The sequence below is a fragment of the Pseudorhodoferax aquiterrae genome (assembly GCF_014652235.1).
In the GTDB taxonomy this organism is placed as follows: Bacteria; Pseudomonadota; Gammaproteobacteria; order Burkholderiales; family Burkholderiaceae_C; genus Pseudorhodoferax; species Pseudorhodoferax aquiterrae.
Genome location: NZ_BMYK01000012.1, coordinates 106,623 through 123,220, shown reverse-complemented (window position 1 = coordinate 123,220; position 16,598 = coordinate 106,623). Strand labels below are relative to the sequence as shown.

Here is a 16,598-nt window from a genome sequence, read left to right as displayed (position 1 = left end):
CCGCGCGGTGATGGGGGTGGGCAGGTGAGATGGAGCGTACGCGCAAGTGCACCTCAGGCCATGAAGGGCACAGCGCCGTTCTCGAGCAGGCGCAGCGCCAGCCGGCGCACGTCGTCGCTGCGCTGCTCGGCTTGCGGTTCACTGCGCACGGTGATCATGTCGGTCTCGCAGCCCAGGAAGGTCAGGGCGCATTTTTGCAGACTTCGGCCGGTCGTACGGGCCAATTGGTCTGCGTTGCGGAGCGACGAGGTGATCAGCGAGACCAGCGTGGGCGCCAGCCGGCCCTCCTGCTGGAACTGCTTGAGCGTGCGGTAGCCGCGCAGCAGCGCATGGCGGCCCGGCGCGACGGCCAGCACCGGCTGGGCGGCGCTGTCGGCCAGCACCGGAATCAACAGTTCGGCGCGCGCATAGAGCACCAGCACGCCGCAGCCCTGGAACAGTGCACCGAGCAGGTCCAGCGGCCGCGGCCGGGCCCGGCCCAGCGCGCGCAGGCCGGCGGCGGCGGGCATCACGGCCCAGTCGGAATCCTCGGTCGCGCCCAGCGCGCCCCAGGGCGTGTGCTGCATGAGGTCCACCAGGCCGGGGCGCTCGCTGGATTCCAGGCTGGTGCCGTCCAGCACCACGGGCGGATAGCCGTAGTTCTGCAGCGCCTGGCACAGCTGCCACAGCAGGGCCTGCTCGTGCTCCTGCTCGCCCTGGCTCACCAGCGTGATGAGCCGGGCCGGTGCGGGCGGGCGGGCCTGGCGCAGGCTCGCGCCCTGGTCGGCGAAGGCGTCAAGCATGGGCGCGCTCGGCACGCAGCGGGGCGGCGCCGGCCGTGGAGAAGATGAAGCTGAGGTCGGCCGGCTTGGGGTCGTAGGCCGAGCGCACGTTGCTGCGCATGGAGGCGGCGACCAGCTTGGCAGCGTCGGCGCGCTCGAAGTCCTCGGGCACGCGCTGGCCGTTGCAGATGCCGCGCACCAGCAGCTGGTGGCGGATGGTGGCGTCCAGCGCCGGGCCCAGCTTCACGGCCTCGTCCACCTTGGACAGGATGGTCTGCTGCACGCCGCCGGTCTTGAAGGCACCCATCACGTCGTCGAGCTGGTCGCCCTGGCCGCCCGCATTGACCACCAGCAGGCGCTGCACATCGGGCAGGTCCAGCATGTCCAGCATGCCTTGCTTGCGCGGGTCGCGCGGGGCCACGCCGGTGGTGTCCACCAGCACCATCTTCTTGCCGGCCAGCAGGCCCAGCAGGTCTTGCAGCGCGGCGCGGTCGTGCGCGAGGTGCGCCACCACGCCCAGCATGCGGCCGTAGCTGCGCAGCTGCTCGTGCGCGCCCACGCGGTAGGTGTCCAGCGTGATCAGGCCCACGCTGGCCGCACCATGCTCCTGCACGCAGTGCGCGGCCAGCTTGGCGGCGGTGGTGGTCTTGCCCACGCCGGTGGCACCGACCAGGGCGAACACGCCGCCTTCGCTGTACAGCGGCGCGGCCCCCGTGTCGGTGTGCAGGTTGCGCTGCAGCACCTCGATGATCCAGTGCACGGCCTGGGCGGCGGAACAGTCCGCAGGCATGCGCTCCAGCAGCGCGCGCGCCAGGCTCGGGGAGTAACCGGCACGGATCAGCTTGAGCATGAGGTTGGACTGGATCGGGTCCTGCTTGGCCTGGCCGAGCCAGGCCAGGGTGCTGAAGCGCTCCTCGATCATCTCCTTCATCGCGTGCAGCTCGTCGACGATGCCTTGCGAAGCCGGTGCGGCCACGGGCGCGGCGGGGCCGGGCTGCGGACGGGTGCGCAGCACCTCCTTGACGAAGGGCAGGGCATGCGGCGCGGGCTTGGCCGCCACCGGCTTGGCCGCCGCGGCGGCCTGCGCCGCGTTGGCGGCCTCGAGGCGTTCGGCCAGCTGCGCGAGCTGCACGGAGGCCGGCGGCTTGCGCAGGGTCTGCACCTCGCGTTCGGCACGCTCGGACAGCGAGGAGGGCTTGGCGACGATCGGCGCGATCGGGGGCCTGGCCGTGCTGGTGGCGGCGGGCTTGGGCGTGGCGGCTGCGCCCATGGCTTCGTGGCGGCGGCGCAGCATGCGTTCGCGCACATAGTCCTGGAACGACAGCGTGCTCATGGCGAGCTGCTCGGCGTCCTCGGCCACGGGCGTCTTCTCGGCGGCCATGGGCGTGCGGCGCGGTGCGGGGCGGGTCTGGCCGGTGGCGGCCTGCGCGGCCTGCGCGGGCGGCGCAGCGACGGCGTCCTCGGCCGTGGCCATGACCTCCACGCCGGTCGCGGTCTGGCGGTTGGACAGGATCAGCGTGCCCTCACCGAATGCCATCCGGGCCTTGGCCAGGGCTTCGCGCGAGGTCGCGGCGGTAAAGCGTTGGATGTTCAATTTGCACCTCTGAGGATGGGGCCGATACGGATGGAATGCGTTTCAGGGATCTCGCTGTGCCCCAGCACCTGCAGGCGGGGAGCGACGCGCCGCACCAGGCGCGAGATGGCGTTGCGGATCTGGTCGGGCACCAGCAGGCAGGCCGGCACGCCGAGTTCTTCCTGCTTCATGGCCACGTCGGCCGCGTTCTTGGTCAGCAGCTCGGCGACGCTGGGGTCCAGCGAGGGGCCGGCGGCGCTGCCCAGGGCCTGCACCAGCAGCCGCTCGAGCGCGGGTTCGATGGCGATCACGTTGAGCTCGCGCGTGGGGCCGTAGATCTGCTGCACGATGGCCGGGGCCAGCGCGATGCGCACGCGGCGGGCCAGCTCCAGCGGGTCGCTCACGCTGCTTGCATGCTCGGCCAGCGATTCGACGATGCTGCGGATGTCGCGGATGTGCACCGATTCCTCCAGCAGCAGCTGCAGGACCTTCTGGAACGTGGCCAGCGGCACCATCTTCGGAACCACTTCCTCGATCAGTTTGGGAGCCAGGCGCGTCACGTGTTCCACCAGTTGCTGGGTCTCGGTGCGGCTGAGCAGACGGGCCGCCTGCACCTGCATCAAGTGTGACAAATGGGTGGCCATCACGGTCTCCGAATCAACGACCGTAAAGCCGGCCATTTGGGCGGCTTCCTTCTGGCGCTCGTCGATCCAGTGGGCCGGCAGGCCGAAGGCCGGGTCGGTGGTGGCGGTGCCGATCAGCGGCGTGCTGATGCCACCCGGGTTGATGGCCAGGTACATGCCCGGATAGGCCTCGCCCTCGCCGACGACCACGCCGCGCAGCGTGATGCGGTAGGCGCTGGGCTTGAGCTCCAGGTTGTCGCGCACGTGCACGGCCGGCGGCAGGAAGCCGACCTCCTGCGCGAATTTGCGGCGCACGCCCTTGATGCGGTTGAGCAGGTCGCCCTGGCGCGTCTTGTCCACCAGCGTGATGAGCCGGTAGCCCAGCTCCAGGCCCAGCAGGTCCACGGGCTGCAGATCGTCCCAGCTGGCTTCGTTGTCGGCGGGTGCCGGCGGCGGGCCGGCCACCAGCGTGCCTTCCTTGGGCTTGTTGGCCATCTTCCAGGCCATGTAGCCCAGCACCGACGCCACGCCCAGGAACACCACGTGCGGCATGTTGGGCACCAGGCCCAGCAGCGCCAGGATGCCGGCCGTGATGGCCAGCGCGCGCGGCGAGTCGAACATCTGCGCCACGATCTGCTTGCCGATGTCGCGCTCCTTGCCCACGCGCGAGACCACCATCGCCGCCGCCACCGAGATCAGGAGGCCCGGGATCTGCGCCACCAGCGCGTCGCCGACGGCCAGCAGGATGTAGCTGTTGGCCGCATCGCTGGCCGACAGGCCGTGCTGCAGCATGCCGATGGCGAAGCCGCCGACGATGTTGATGACCAGGATCAGGATGGCGGCGATGGCGTCGCCGCGCACGAACTTGCTGGCACCGTCCATGGAGCCGAAGAACTCGGCCTCCTCGGCCACCTCGGCACGGCGGCGCTTGGCCTCCTTGTCGTCGATGAGGCCGGCGTTGAGGTCCGCGTCCACCGCCATCTGCTTGCCGGGCATGGCGTCCAGCGTGAAGCGGGCCGAGACCTCGGCGATGCGCTCGGCGCCCTTGGTGATCACGATGAAGTTGATCACCACCAGCACCATGAACACGATCAGGCCGACGGCGAAGTTGCCGCCGATCAGGAAGTGGCCGAAGGCCTCGATCACGGCGCCGGCCGCGCCCGCGCCGGTGTGGCCTTCCATGAGCACCACCCGCGTGGTGGCCACGTTCAGCGAAAGCCGCATCAGCGTGGTCAGCAGCAGCACGGCCGGGAAGGCCGAGAAATCCAGCGGCCGCACCATGTAGGCCGCCACCATCATGACCATCAGCGCCATCGCGATGTTGATCGTGAAGAAGGTGTCCAGCATCCAGGTCGGGATCGGCAGCACCATGAGCGAGAGGATCGCCACCACCAGCACCGGTGCGGCGATGCCGCGCACATGCGTGCTGTGGCGCTGCAGCGCGGCGAGCAGGGCTTGCGGAGAGGTCGGCATCAGCGCGGCTCCACGGGCTTGAGTTCATCCAGCGGAGCGTCCGGGTCGGCGGCGCCGGTGGCTGTGGTTTCGGCCGCCACCGTCTTGCCCAGCGGGTCGAGTTCCGGCGGCACGAATGGTTCGGGCTGTTCTTCGGGCATCGGGCCGTCGCCGCGCATCGCGGCCTTCAGCCGGTAGACGTAGGCCAGGATCTGGGCCACGGCCGTGTACAGCGCCGAGGGAATCTCGCCCTCCAGCTCGGCATGGGCGTACAGCGCGCGCGCCAGCATGGGCGACTGCAGCACCGGCACGGCGTGCTGCTGCGCCACCTCGCGGATGCGGAAGGCCAGCAGGTCCGCGCCCTTGGCGATGACCTGCGGCGCAGCCATGGTCTTCTCGTCGTAGCGCAGCGCCACGGCGAAGTGGGTCGGGTTCATGAGCACGAAGTCGGCCTTGGGCACGGCCTGGATGCTGCGGCGGTTGGCGATCTCGCGGGCGCGCTGGCGCAGCTTGCCCTTGAGCTGCGGGTTGCCCTCGGACTCCTTGTGCTCCTGCTTGACTTCCTGGTGCGACATCTTGAGCCGCGACTTGTGCAGGAACAGCTGGATCGGCACGTCGAACATGGCCACCGCGAAGATCACCAGCAGCAGCAGCGCCACGCCCTTGGTCAGCCAGTCGCCCAGCAGCACGATGGAGCGCGGCGAGGGCTGCAGCACCATCATGGCCACGGTCTCGATGCTGCCCTTCAGGTAGAACCAGGCCACGACGCCCAGCACGATGGTGATGGCCAGCAGCTTGGCCGTCTCCACCAGCTTTTCCTTGGTGAACATCTTGCCGAAGCCGCTGAGCGGGTTCAGGCGGTTCAGGTCCGGCGTGAGCGGCTTGGTGGTCACGACCCAGCCGCCGGCGGCGACCGTGCTGCCGACCGCGGCCACCAGCACGATGGCGGCCAGCGCCAGCGCCACGACGAGGCCGGCCAAGGTCATGCTCTGCAGCCGGTCCAGCATCTGCAGCGGATGCAGCAGGGTGTCGGCGGAAAAGCGCAGCTGGTGGTGCACCGCCAGCTGCAGGCGGCCGAACATCCAGGGCGCCAGCGCCAGCAGCGCGAATGCGCCCACGCCCAGCACCGCCAGGTTGGACAGGTCGCGCGAGCGGGCGACCTGGCCGTCCTTGCGGGCCTGCTGGAGCTTGCGCTCCGACGCGGGCAAATTGCGGTCTTGGCTGCTGGATTCCATGGATGGGGCTCGGGGTGAGCCGCATTGTGGGGAGCCGGCGCCGCAACGAAGGCGCGATAAGAGGTGGATTGCCGGGTCTGATCCAGGTCCGGCGCCCTGCCGTCAGCGCGGCATGCCGTACTCCGTCGAGATGGCGAATTCACCGTCGGCCACGAACTCGCACAGGCTTTCCAGCGAAGCCTTGAGCGAGCCAGACAGGCTGATCTTCTGTTCCACGCCGACTTTCTGCAGTGCCAGTCGCTCGCCACCGACCAGCACGAACGGGCGCACGCGAGCCAGTGCGCCGTCGATGGCGGCCTGCAGGCAGGCGTTCAGCTTTTCGGTGAGGGCGGCGCGTATATCGTTCAGCCGGTTGGCCACGGCGGCGCCAGCCTCCTGCAGCTTTGCGCCCAGCTGATCGATCATGGGCTGCGCCGCGGCGCGGCCGTCGCGGTAGGCGCGCACGAGCGCGGCTTCCGCGAAATCCCACAGCCGGTCCACCCAGTCGGCCAGCTCGTCCGTCAGCGGTGAATTCAGCATGCCAGACGGCAACGGGATGTCTCGGCCCATGGCTTGTGCTGCGCGCAGAGCGTTCTGGAAGATGGTGTCGTCGAGGACCAGCAGGTTCCTTGTCATGGCGATGTCGCTTCGGTGGTGGCCGGGCGGACGTCCCACCCGGCCGGGGTGGTGTGGAACAGCGCAACACCCTGCGCCTGCAGCTGGGCGGCCAGCGCGTCGGCGTCGGCACTGGCCAGCGGCGCGCGGGCCGTCGTGAGCAGAAGGTCGATGGTGGCGCTGCGCAACTGGGGGGCACCGGCCGTGAGCTGCTGGAACCCGGCGTCCACGATGCCGCGCACGAGATCCGTGGCGCCGGGCAGCAGCGCGGCCAGCATGGCGCGCGCGGCCGCGGTAACGCGGGCGCCGCGCGCCGCCGGGTCCAGCGCCTGCCGGGCCACGCCGGCGATGCGCGCGGCCCAGGGGGCCGCCGGCACTGGATCGTCCGCATCGCGCCATGGCGCCGGGTCGGCCAGCCAGCCCAGCGTGCGTTCGAGCGCACCGTCTTCGGCGAAGAACTGCTCGCCGACCATGCGTTCGGCCGGCGTGGGGTGCAGCCGCATGCGCAGCATGGCGTGCAGATGCTCGGCGCGCTCTGCGTCGGCCTGCAGCAGTGCATCGGCCTGCGGCGTGGTGCCGCGCACGGAAAACCATTCGCCGTAGCGCAGGGCCAGCAGGTGCGCCGGCTGGCCCGGCGCCAGCAGGCCTGCCAGGTCAATCACGCGGGTGACTTGCATGCGTGGCTCGGCGGTGTCGGTGTAGTGCTCTGCCACCGCCTGCCCCGCACGCGTCGAGATCGGCAGCCACAACACGTTGGACGAGGGCTGGCCCGTGTCCACATGGGCTTCGGTGGTACGCAGCTGCAGCATCAGCATGGACTGACCGGCCGCTGGATCGCACACCAGGTGGAAGGCGGCATCGGTGCGGCCGATCGCCAGCAGGCTGCCCAGCGTGATGCGTTCGTCGACCAGGCCCTGCAGCCGCTTCTGCGCGGCCATCCCGTCGGCGCTGCGGCGATAGGCGGACATGGCCCGGGAGTAGCGCGCGGCCAACGCAGCACACGGGCCGTTCCAGCCAGCGCGCTCGCGGGCGTCGTGCGGGGTGGTGGACGTGGCCAGCGCCTGTGCCATGCGTGTGGCGACCCAGGCGGCTTGCCGCTCGACCGCCGGCGCATCGCCCGGGCCGGGCGGCACAAGCCTGAAGCCGTCCCAGACCAGCATGCGACCACCTTCTGCCTGCAGATACAGGGTCAGCATGTGCGCATCCAGCCCGGCCAGTCCGCGGACCCAGTCGGTCATGGCCTGCCGGGCTGCCGGCTCGAAGACGTCGCTGGGCAGAGACAGGTCGGGGATCGCCGGTGACGTGGAAAAGCGCGTGGCGTGCAGCAGCAGATCGAAGGCCTGGGCGCCGGACAGCGGCGCGCCCAGGGTCCGCCGCCAGCTGGCGACCACACTGCGCACGGCGGCATAGCCGGCAAAGTACGGCGCATCGGCACGCCGCAGCATCTGCGCCAGGCGCACCGGGCTCCAGCGGGCGATGGCCTGGGCACTGCGCTGCTCGAACTCCTGCACGTGGGCGTGCAGCCGCATTTGCAGCTGCGCGGGCGTGTCGCCGCCTGGCGCGATGAAGTCGACCAGGCCGCGCAGGGTTTCTGCCACGCGGTGGATGCGGTGCGGGTCGGCGGCGGGATCTGCCGCGGTTTCGCCGAACACGGCCAGCCCTTCGAGCCACGGCGTCCAGATGTCCTGCAGCGCGCGTGCCTTGGCCGCCAGCTCGACGCCGACACTGGCGCGCAATAGCTGCCCCGCATCGCCGGCCGGCAGCGGTGCCGGCCCCTGCGCGAACAGGCGGTGCAGTTCCTCGCGCGGTGTGCCGGGCGGCACGGCGAGCGACCACAGCACACTCTCGTTGTCGTGGTTGGCCAGGCGCAGGCAGGTGATGGCGGCACCCAGATGGCCCAGATAGCTCAGCACGTGCGTGGTTTCGTGTGCCAGCTCGACCAGGTGCCGGTCGAAATCGCGCTCACGCAGAAACGAGTGCGAATGCGGCACGGCGCGCCGGTGCGCATGGTGCTCGAGTGTCCAGGTGATGGGATGGACGCGCGGGTTGGCTGTGGCGCCAGGGGCCTCCAGCGCGTGGCGGGCCTGGTCGATGGCAATCTCCCAGCGTTGCAGGCCGATCTGGTCGTGCAGCCGCTCGACGCGGTCCTGCAGCCGGCCGGTGGCCACGCGCGGCAGCCAGCCGGCCACGCCCAACTGTTCTGCCAGCCCGGGCGGCTGCTGGTCCGGTTCGAGCAACAGCAGCAGCGGCACGGCCAGCAGTTGCAGCCAGCCACGGGACTGCACGTGACCAAGCAAGGTGTGGGCTGCTGGCGAGCGCCAGGGCGGTGGACATTGCTGGAGCCGTTCGATGGCGATCTCGGTCAGCTCGAATGCGCGCAGGCGCTGGTCCGGGGCGCTGTCGGCGATTTCCTGCACGGCCTTGGCGAGCATCACCGTGCAGACCGCCACCTGGTGCGGGCGTTGCGCTGCCTGCGCCAGCGCGATGGCCTGGCGCGCCATGCGTTCGCGCTCGGCGGGCATTCCGGGTCCGGCGGCATACAGCGCCAGCGAGAGGAAATCGTAGGCCTGGTCGGCCTGGCCCAGCGCCAACAGGGCGTCGGCGGCAGATGCCAGTTGGTGGGCAAGCACGTCGGCGTCCCCTGCATCCTCGGCAGCTTCCCACACGCTCCAGCCCAGCGCGGCGAGGACCTTGCAAAGGGCGTCGAGCAGGCGGTTGCAGTGGGCATCGCCGCTGCTCGGGTGCAGCTCTCGCAGCGCGGGCAGCGTGACGGCGTGGTCCTGGGTACGCGTGTCCTGCCACTGCTGCAGCAGCGAGAGCAGATAGGCGGCCCAGATGCCGCAGGTCGGTGCGGGAGCACGGCCGAGCGCCTGGAAGAAGCCCTTCTCCGGATGGCGCTCCATCCGGCGCAGTGTGCGGTCCAGGCGCCGACTGTCTTCAGCGTCCTGCGGGATCTGCCGCAGCGCGTGCTGTAGAAAGGGAAGGATCTGGTCCGCCGGCGTGGCCATCGGGCTTCGGCCTGCCGGGCCCGGACTAGAAGCCCAGGCTGGCCAGCAGGTCGTCGACCTGCGACTGGTCGGTGACCACGTCGTCGCGGCCTTCGCCGTTGACGACCGGGCCCTGCAGCGGGGCCTGGGCGGTCACAGGCTTGGCGGTGGGCGGCGCCGTCTGGATCAGCAGCGCGACGAGCTGCTCTTCGATGGTCGCGGCCAGGTTCACGACGCGGGCGATCACCTGGCCCGTGAGGTCGTGGAAGTCCTGCGCCATCATGATCTCGGTCAGGTGCTGGTCGATTTCGCGCGAGGCCTTGTCCACATCGCCCAGGAAGTTGTAGACCACGCCGCGGGCCACGGCCGCCACCGGGTCCTTGACCAGCAGCTCGCCCACGCGCCGCGTCTCGGCTGCGATGAAGTCGTGCTGGGTCTTGGCCTGCTCCACGCGGCTCAGCACTTTTTCGGCGGCCTCGCCCGTGAGGCGGGCGATGTAGGTCAGGCGGCTCTGCGCGTCGGGCAGTTCGTCGACACTGCCGCGCAGCTTCTCGGCGTAGCCCAGCTCTGCCAGGCTGTCGTGCAGCTGGCGCGTGAGCAGGCCGAGCTTGTGGTGGACGTCTTGCGTGGCGTCGTCGGACGCTGCGGGGGCGGGCGAAGCAGGCTGCGGGAGCGATTCGCTGGTCTGCATGGCTGCCCTTACAGACCGAGCTTCTTCAGGATGTGGGCCACTTTCTCCTCGAGCGTGGCCTTGGTGAAGGGCTTGACGATGTAGCCCGCCGCGCCACCCTGGGCGGCCGCCACGATGTCCTCCTTGCGCGCCTCGGCCGTGACCATCAGCACCGGCAGGTGTTTGAGCTTCTCGTCCGACTTGATCTGGGCCAGCAGCTCGAAGCCGTTCATGTTGGGCATGTTGATGTCGCTCACCACGAAGTCGAAGCGGCCGTTGCGCAGCTTGTTCAGCGCGGCGACGCCGTCCTCGGCCTCCTCGGCATCGGTGTAGCCGGCTTCCTTGAGCAGGTTGCGCACGATGCGGCGCATGGTGGAGAAGTCGTCGACGATCAGAAAGCGAAGTTCGGCCACGGTTGCCCCTCGTGATTGGCGTTGACGGAATGAAGGCGCATGGATCGAGCTCTCGGTGTCCTCATGGTGGGTTGCCCTTGCGAGCCGGACCGGGCCCGGTCTCGAACAGCGGCGCGCCCTGCGTGGGCGCAGGCTGGGCTATTGTGGCATCACCTGCGGGCGCGCCGCCCATCAGCCGCTCCTCGGCTTCGCGGGTCAGCACGGTCAGCGTGATGCGGCGGTTGACGGGCGCATTGGGCGTCTTGGGCTCCAGCGGACTGCTGGCCGCCAGGCCGACCACGCGGCCCAGCTTGGCGTCGGGCATGCCGGCGGCCACCAGTTCGCGGCGCGAGGCGTTGGCACGGTCGGCCGACAGCTCCCAGTTACTGTAGCCGCGCTCGCCGTTGCCGTAGGGCGTGGCATCGGTGTGGCCGGCGAGGCTGATGCGGTTCTCCACATCGTTCAGCGCGGCCCCGATCTCGCGCAGGATGTCGCGCATGTAGGGTTTGACCAGGGCGCTGCCGCTGTCGAACATGGGCCGGTTCTGGTCGTCCACGATCTGGATCTGCAGACCGTCCGGCGTGGTTTCCAGCCGGATCTGCGAGCGGTACTCGTTGAGCTTGGGCGTGTTGGTGATCAGCGCCTCGATGCGCGCGCGCAGGTCTGCGATGCGGCGGGCGTCCTGGCGCGCCGCTTCGGCCTTGGTCTGCTCGGCGCTCTGGCGCTTCCTGGCGGTGTCGTCGGACTGGCCGCGCGCGGTCTGGCCCACCTTCTCGGTCAGGTCCTTGCCGCCGCCGGGCAGGATGGAATTGCTCGCGCCGGTGCCGGTGCCGCCCATCAGCGCCACCTTGAGCGGGGCGTTGAAGTAGTCCGACAGGCCTTTGCGGTCGCCCTCGGTGGTCGAACCCAGCAGCCACATCAGCAGGAAGAAGGCCATCATGGCCGTCACGAAGTCGGCGTACGCGATCTTCCAGGCCCCGCCATGCGCCGCATGGCCGGACTTCTTGATCTTCTTGACGATGATCGGTTGGAGCTTCTTCGCGTCGCCGGCCATGGCTCAGGCTCCCGCTACTTCTTCTTCACGTGCGCTTCCAGCTCGGCGAAGCTGGGGCGCTCGGTCGAGAACAGCACCTTGCGGCCGAACTCGATGGCGGTGGACGGGTTGTAGCCCTGCATGCTGGCCAGGAGCGTGGTCTTGATGCACTGCAGCTCCTTGGCCGCGTCCTCGCTCTTTTGCTCCAGCAGGCCGCCCAGCGGCTCGACCACGCCGTAGGCCAGCAGAATCCCGAGGAAGGTACCGACCAGGGCCGAGGCGATCATGCCGCCCAGCACGGCCGGCGGCTGGCCGACCGAGCCCATGGTGTTCACCACGCCCAGCACGGCGGCCACGATGCCGAAGGCCGGCAGCGCCCCGGCCAGGCGGGCGATGGCGGCCACCGGCCCGTGGGCTTCCTGGTGGTGGGTCTCGATCTCGCTGTCCATCAAGGATTCGATCTCGTGGGCGTTGAGGTTGCCCGAGACCATCATGCGCAGGTAATCGGTCATGAACTCCACGACGTGGTGGTCGCTGCCGACGACGGGGTATTTCTTGAAGATTTCCGACTGCTCGGGTTCCTCGACATCCTTCTCGATCGCCATCAGGCCCTCCTTGCGGGCCTTTTGCAGGATGTCGTAGAGCAGCGCCATGAGCTCCAGGTAGCGCTCCTTGGTGAACTTGGAGCCCTTGAAGGCCGTGGGCAGCGCCTTGAGCGTGGCCTTGAGCACCTTGGGCTGGTTGTTCACCGCGAAGGCGCCCAGCGCGCCGCCGAAGATGGTGATCAGCTCGAACGGCAGTGCCGTCAGGATCACGCCGATGTTGCCGCCGTGGAAGACATACACCCCGAAGATGCAGCCCATGGCGACGACGTAGCCGATGATGACGATCATGGGGCGTGGCGGCTGGTGGTGGGCCTGGCCGAAGCCGGCGCAGGCAAGCGGGGGGGGCTCATTGGGTTGCAAATGTATCGGATGGGGCGGAAGATACGAAGCGACCAAAGAGCCAATAAGCGGCGGAAACACGACGTACATCGGGTGGCAGCGCTTGTAGGGCCGGGTCCTTCGAAGTGGTCTGGAAAAGCGGGCCACATCCGGGCTTCTCGGCACATGCCGGCCCCTATCCTTTGCGTTGCTTTCGTGGGCATGGCCTGCCTACCCGACACACAAGGACCGATCCCAATGCACGGCGACATCGACGCAGCGACATCCTCCGAGGGCCCCGATGGTTCGGCCATTGCGCCATTGCTGAGCGGAGCCATCGGCCACCACCGGGCATGGGAATTCGCCCAAGCGGAGGAAGGCTATCGGGCGATCCTGGCGCGATGGCCAGGTCATGCCGACGCCAGCCACAACCTGGGCGTGCTGCTCGCCGTGCATCTGCTGCGTCCAGCGCAGGCGCTACCGCTGCTGGAGGCGGCCATCGACAGGCAGCCGCAGCGTCGGCAGTTCTGGCTGAGCTACGTCGATGCACTGATCAAGGATGGGCAGTTCTCGGCTGCCCGCCAGGTGTTGCCGTTGGCGCGGCTGCAAGGGGTGGAGGAGAACCTGATCCATCGCCTCGAGGACGAGATGGCGCAGGCCGAGCAACCCCTGCCGGCCATCGAAGGCGTTCGCTGGAGGCCGCAGATGTCCCAGCCGCCGGCACCGCGGCCGCATCGGCCGGCCAAGCCGGCAGGCCGCGTGCCCGGTCCCGGCCTGCAGGAGACCAACGAGCTGGTGACGCTCTTCAACCGCGGCGCCTATGAGAAGGCCGAGCGGCTGGCGCGCCGGCTGGCGGGGCGCTATCCCGCGTCCGGCGTGGTGTCCAAGATCCTGGGCGCGGTGCTGCAGCAGATGGGGCGACATGCGGACGCGTTGACCGCCAAGCGGCGCGCGGCCGAATTGCTGCCCGACGACCCGGAGGTCCACTGCAACCTGGGCAATACGCTTGTCAGCTTGGGCCAGCCCGGGGATGCGCTGGAGTGTTTCCAGCGTGCCATCGCGCTGCGGCCGGATTACGCACAGGCTTATTTCAACCAGGGCAATGCCTTGCTGGCGCTGGACCGTCCGGCGCAAGCGGAGGCCGACTTCCGCTCCGCGCGCGACCTCGCGCCAGACTGGGTCGACGTGCACAGCAATCTGGGTTTCGCGCTGAAGGCACAAGGGCGCCTGGGCGACGCGGTGGAGAGCTACCTCCACGCGCTGGCGCTGGCTCCGCAGGACGCGACCACGTTGGGGAACCTCGGCATCCTGTACGACGCCTTGGGGCAGGGCGACAAAGCGCTGCAGTGCTTCGGCTTGTCGCTCGCCCGGCAGCCGGGCGATGCGCAGACACACAGCGCGCACGGTGCGGCCTTGCACCGGCAAGGAAAACTGTCCATGGCCGAAACGGCCTACCGCAAGGCCTTGCAACTGGATGCGCAGTGCCTGCCAGCGCTCAAGCGGCTCGGTCTGCTGCTGCAGCAACAGGGCCGCCTGGAGGAGGCCGAAACCTGCCTTCGGCGCTGCCTGCTTGCTGAGCCCGACTCGCCCAGCGCGCACTTCGACCTGGGCACCAATCTGATCGAGCAAAAGCGCTGGGACGAGGCAGAGGCGGCCCTGCGCGAAGCCCTGGCGCTCAAACCGGACTACGCCGAAGCCCACATCAACCTCAGCAAATCGATTTACGAGCGGGGCGACTACGACCGCGCTGTCGTCGTGATCGAGCAGAGCCTGCAGGTGCTGCCCCATGTACCGTCGCTGCACACGAACCTCGGCGTGTCGCACACGATGCAGGGATTCGTGGACAAGGCCATCGCCTGCTACAGGCGTGCGCTGGACATCGATCCGCAGTTCGACTACGCACGCAGCTGCATGCTGTACGCGTTGAGCCACAGCGCGCAAGTGGGCGCGCAGGAGCTGGCGCAAGAGCATCGTCGGTACGGCGAGCTGCTGGAAGCGCGCGTCGGGGCTGCGGCCGCCGCGCACGCCAATGGCCGCCAAGCCGGGCGTCGGCTGCGGGTCGGGTTCGTGTCGGCCGACTTCCGCGACCATGCGCTCGCAAAGTTCTTCGAGCCCTTCATCGAACGCTTCGCGCGCCTGCCAGAGTTCTCGTGCGTCGCTTACTACAACCATGCCGCGCGGGACGCCACGACACGCCGCATCGACGCCAGTTTCGAAACCTGGCGGCCGGTGGTCGGCTTATCCGACGACCGCCTGTTCCGGCAGATTCAGGGCGACGGGATCGACATCCTGATCGACCTCACCAGCCACACGGCCGGTAACCGCCTGGCTGTCTTCGCGCGCAAGCCGGCCCCGGTGCAGATCACCTGGATGGGCTATCCTGGCTCGACCGGCCTGCGCAGCATGGACTACCGGTTCGTTGAACACTTTTTCCTGCCGTCGGATGCGTTTGGCGCGCAATTCACGGAGCGGCTGGTCCAGCTGCCGCTGGTGTCCCCGTTCAACGGCCTCGAGAGCATGCCTGACGTGGGACCGGCGCCGGCGCTCGCCAACGGCTATGTGACGTTCGGCTCTTTCAACCGGCTCAGCAAGATCAACCACGAGGTGGTGATGGCATGGGCCGAAGTCCTGCGTGCGGTGCCGGACTCCCGGCTGCTGTTGGCTGGCCTGCCAGCCCATTCCGAACCCGAGCAGATCCTGGCTTGGCTGAACGATGCCGGCGTGGTGCGCGAGCGGCTGATCCTGCAGCCCCGCACAGGGTTTTACGACTACATGCAACTGCACAACCGCGTCGACATCTGCCTGGACACCTTTCCCTACACCGGCGGGACGACCACCAACCATGCCCTGTGGATGGGCGTGCCGACCTTGACGATCGCAGGCGACACCTTGCCCAGCAGGCAGTCCGCGATGTTTCTGAACCGGGTCGGTCTGCGGGACTTCATCGTGACCGACGTGGGCGGCCTGGTCGATCGGGCGACGGCGTGGTCGCACAACGTAGCGGGCCTGCAGACCATCCGTGCCCGGCTGCGGCCGCAGCTGCAGGCGGCCAATGCGACGCAATTGGAAACGGTCGTGGCTGGGGTCTCCGTCGCGCTGCGCCGCATGTGGTTGCGTTGGTGCGAAGGTCTGCCGGCGCAGGCATTCAAGGTGGAGTACGAAGAGGTTGGAGCGCATGACCCGCACGCTGCGCGCGGGCAGGAGGAAATGGCATGAAGAACGAACCTCAGCCGCGCATGGTCTATGTGGCGCAACCCAGTCTGCCGCCGCTGGAAGACTTCATGCCCTATCTGGAGAAGATCTGGAGCAGCCGCATCCTGACCAACAACGGGCCGTTCCACCAGCAGCTCGAACGTGCGCTGTGCGAGTACTTGGGCGTGGCGCACATTTCGCTGTTCGCCAACTGCACCATCGGCCTCGTCACGGCCTTGCAGGCCCTGCGCATCACGGGGGAGGTCATCACCACGCCGTACTCGTTCGTCGCCACGGCGCATTCGCTGCTATGGAACGGCATCAAACCGGTGTTCGTCGATGTCGATCCCGATACACTGAATCTGGACCCCGACAAGATCGAGGCGGCCATCACGCCGCAGACGACGGCGATCATGCCCGTCCATTGCTATGGCCATCCCTGCGACGTCAAGCGCATCGAGCAGATCGCCGACAACTACGGTCTAAAGGTCATATACGACGCTGCGCATGCCTTTGGCGTGCGTTGTGACGATGCGAGCGTCCTGCAGTACGGCGACCTGTCCGTTCTGAGTTTTCATGCCACCAAGGTGTTCACCACCTTCGAGGGCGGTGCCATCATTTCGCCCGATGCCAAGACCAAAAAGCGCATCGACCACCTGAAGAACTTTGGCTTCGTGGACGAAGTGACGGTGGTGGCGCCCGGCATCAACGGCAAGATGAGCGAGGTCAATGCCGCGATGGGGCTGCTTCAGCTCAAGCACATCGATGCGGCCTTGGAAAAGCGCCGCGTGATCGACACGATGTACCGTGAAGGGCTGGCATCGGTCAAAGGGGTGCGCTGCGTCAACGACGCCGGTGAGTCTCGGGCCAACCATGCCTATTTCCCGATCATGGTGGAGCATCCGAACTACCCGATGAGCCGCGATCAGCTCTACCAGGTATTGAAGGAGCGGGGCATCTATGCCCGCAGGTACTTCTACCCGCTGATCAGCGACTTCCCCATGTACAAAGGTCTGCCTTCCGCCGCGCGCGACAATCTGCCCGTGGCGGCCCGCGCATCCAGCCAGGTCTTGTGTCTGCCGATCTACGCGGAACTGGACCTGGATGTGGTCGAGCGGACGATCCAGTTGATCCGCCACCCCTGGTGAGGGGCAGCGCCGCCG

General features: G+C 68.6%; 12 protein-coding genes. 2 read left to right on the top strand and 10 right to left on the bottom strand.

Going from position 1 to position 16,598, the window contains the following annotated elements; genetic code table 11:
• Positions 1 to 53: 53 nt before the first annotated feature.
• From IE209_RS18795 to motA, 10 genes are all read right to left on the bottom strand, one after another.
• The gene (locus IE209_RS18795; protein WP_189688466.1) at positions 54 to 782 is read right to left on the bottom strand and encodes a hypothetical protein; all 729 of its coding nucleotides are present in this window, start codon (positions 780 to 782) and stop codon (positions 54 to 56) included.
• A complete protein-coding gene (gene flhF, locus IE209_RS18790) occupies positions 775 to 2,355 on the bottom strand; it encodes a flagellar biosynthesis GTPase FlhF (RefSeq protein ID WP_189688465.1) in 1,581 nt (526 codons plus the stop codon). Before flhF ends, IE209_RS18795 begins: the two co-directional genes overlap by 8 nt.
• Complete coding sequence (gene flhA / locus IE209_RS18785; RefSeq protein ID WP_189688464.1) at positions 2,352 to 4,430, bottom strand: flagellar biosynthesis protein FlhA; 2,079 nt, start codon at positions 4,428 to 4,430, stop codon at positions 2,352 to 2,354. The genes flhF and flhA overlap by 4 nt, the downstream gene beginning before the upstream one ends.
• Positions 4,430 to 5,644, bottom strand: a complete 1,215-nt coding sequence (flhB, locus tag IE209_RS18780; RefSeq protein WP_189688463.1) for a flagellar biosynthesis protein FlhB — start codon at positions 5,642 to 5,644, stop codon at positions 4,430 to 4,432. Before flhB ends, flhA begins: the two co-directional genes overlap by 1 nt.
• 102 nt (positions 5,645 to 5,746) lie before the next feature.
• Positions 5,747 to 6,259, bottom strand: coding sequence for a hypothetical protein (locus IE209_RS18775; protein WP_189688462.1), 513 nt, complete (start codon positions 6,257 to 6,259; stop codon positions 5,747 to 5,749).
• On the bottom strand, positions 6,256 to 9,246 hold the full coding sequence (locus tag IE209_RS18770) for a hypothetical protein (RefSeq protein ID WP_189688461.1): 2,991 nt from the start codon (positions 9,244 to 9,246) through the stop codon (positions 6,256 to 6,258). Before IE209_RS18770 ends, IE209_RS18775 begins: the two co-directional genes overlap by 4 nt.
• Positions 9,247 to 9,271: 25 nt before the next feature.
• Positions 9,272 to 9,916 carry a protein phosphatase CheZ gene (locus IE209_RS18765; protein ID WP_189688460.1) on the bottom strand — a complete coding sequence of 215 codons (645 nt, stop codon included), beginning with the start codon at positions 9,914 to 9,916 and terminating at the stop codon, positions 9,272 to 9,274.
• Between the two features lie 8 nt (positions 9,917 to 9,924).
• Complete coding sequence (gene cheY, locus IE209_RS18760; RefSeq protein WP_268245970.1) at positions 9,925 to 10,308, bottom strand: chemotaxis response regulator CheY; 384 nt, start codon at positions 10,306 to 10,308, stop codon at positions 9,925 to 9,927.
• Positions 10,309 to 10,369: 61 nt separating this feature from the next.
• Positions 10,370 to 11,341 (bottom strand): flagellar motor protein MotB, encoded by a 972-nt coding sequence (gene motB / locus IE209_RS18755; protein ID WP_189688459.1) that lies wholly within the window; start codon positions 11,339 to 11,341, stop codon positions 10,370 to 10,372.
• Between the two features lie 14 nt (positions 11,342 to 11,355).
• Positions 11,356 to 12,213, bottom strand: a complete 858-nt coding sequence (motA, locus tag IE209_RS18750; RefSeq protein ID WP_189688458.1) for a flagellar motor stator protein MotA — start codon at positions 12,211 to 12,213, stop codon at positions 11,356 to 11,358.
• Positions 12,214 to 12,501: 288 nt separating this feature from the next.
• Between motA and IE209_RS18745 the strand changes: the two genes are divergently transcribed.
• Positions 12,502 to 15,459, top strand: a complete 2,958-nt coding sequence (locus IE209_RS18745) for a tetratricopeptide repeat protein (protein WP_189688457.1) — start codon at positions 12,502 to 12,504, stop codon at positions 15,457 to 15,459.
• Entirely contained in the window at positions 15,456 to 16,583 is a 1,128-nt protein-coding gene (locus IE209_RS18740) for a DegT/DnrJ/EryC1/StrS family aminotransferase (RefSeq protein WP_189688456.1), read from the top strand. The genes IE209_RS18745 and IE209_RS18740 overlap by 4 nt, the downstream gene beginning before the upstream one ends.
• Positions 16,584 to 16,598: the final 15 nt, after the last annotated feature.

What these genes read in the sequence shown, in the direction of transcription:
- flhA (WP_189688464.1), bottom strand. Translation starts at nt 4,430, where the DNA reads ATGCCGACCTCTCCGCAAGCCCTGCTCGCCGCGCTGCAGCGCCACAGC.
- flhB (WP_189688463.1), bottom strand. Translation starts at nt 5,644, where the DNA reads ATGGAATCCAGCAGCCAAGACCGCAATTTGCCCGCGTCGGAGCGCAAG.
- IE209_RS18740 (WP_189688456.1), top strand. Translation starts at nt 15,456, where the DNA reads ATGAAGAACGAACCTCAGCCGCGCATGGTCTATGTGGCGCAACCCAGT.
- IE209_RS18775 (WP_189688462.1), bottom strand. Translation starts at nt 6,259, where the DNA reads ATGACAAGGAACCTGCTGGTCCTCGACGACACCATCTTCCAGAACGCT.
- IE209_RS18745 (WP_189688457.1), top strand. Translation starts at nt 12,502, where the DNA reads ATGCACGGCGACATCGACGCAGCGACATCCTCCGAGGGCCCCGATGGT.
- motB (WP_189688459.1), bottom strand. Translation starts at nt 11,341, where the DNA reads ATGGCCGGCGACGCGAAGAAGCTCCAACCGATCATCGTCAAGAAGATC.
- IE209_RS18770 (WP_189688461.1), bottom strand. Translation starts at nt 9,246, where the DNA reads ATGGCCACGCCGGCGGACCAGATCCTTCCCTTTCTACAGCACGCGCTG.
- motA (WP_189688458.1), bottom strand. Translation starts at nt 12,213, where the DNA reads ATGATCGTCATCATCGGCTACGTCGTCGCCATGGGCTGCATCTTCGGG.
- IE209_RS18795 (WP_189688466.1), bottom strand. Translation starts at nt 782, where the DNA reads ATGCTTGACGCCTTCGCCGACCAGGGCGCGAGCCTGCGCCAGGCCCGC.
- IE209_RS18765 (WP_189688460.1), bottom strand. Translation starts at nt 9,916, where the DNA reads ATGCAGACCAGCGAATCGCTCCCGCAGCCTGCTTCGCCCGCCCCCGCA.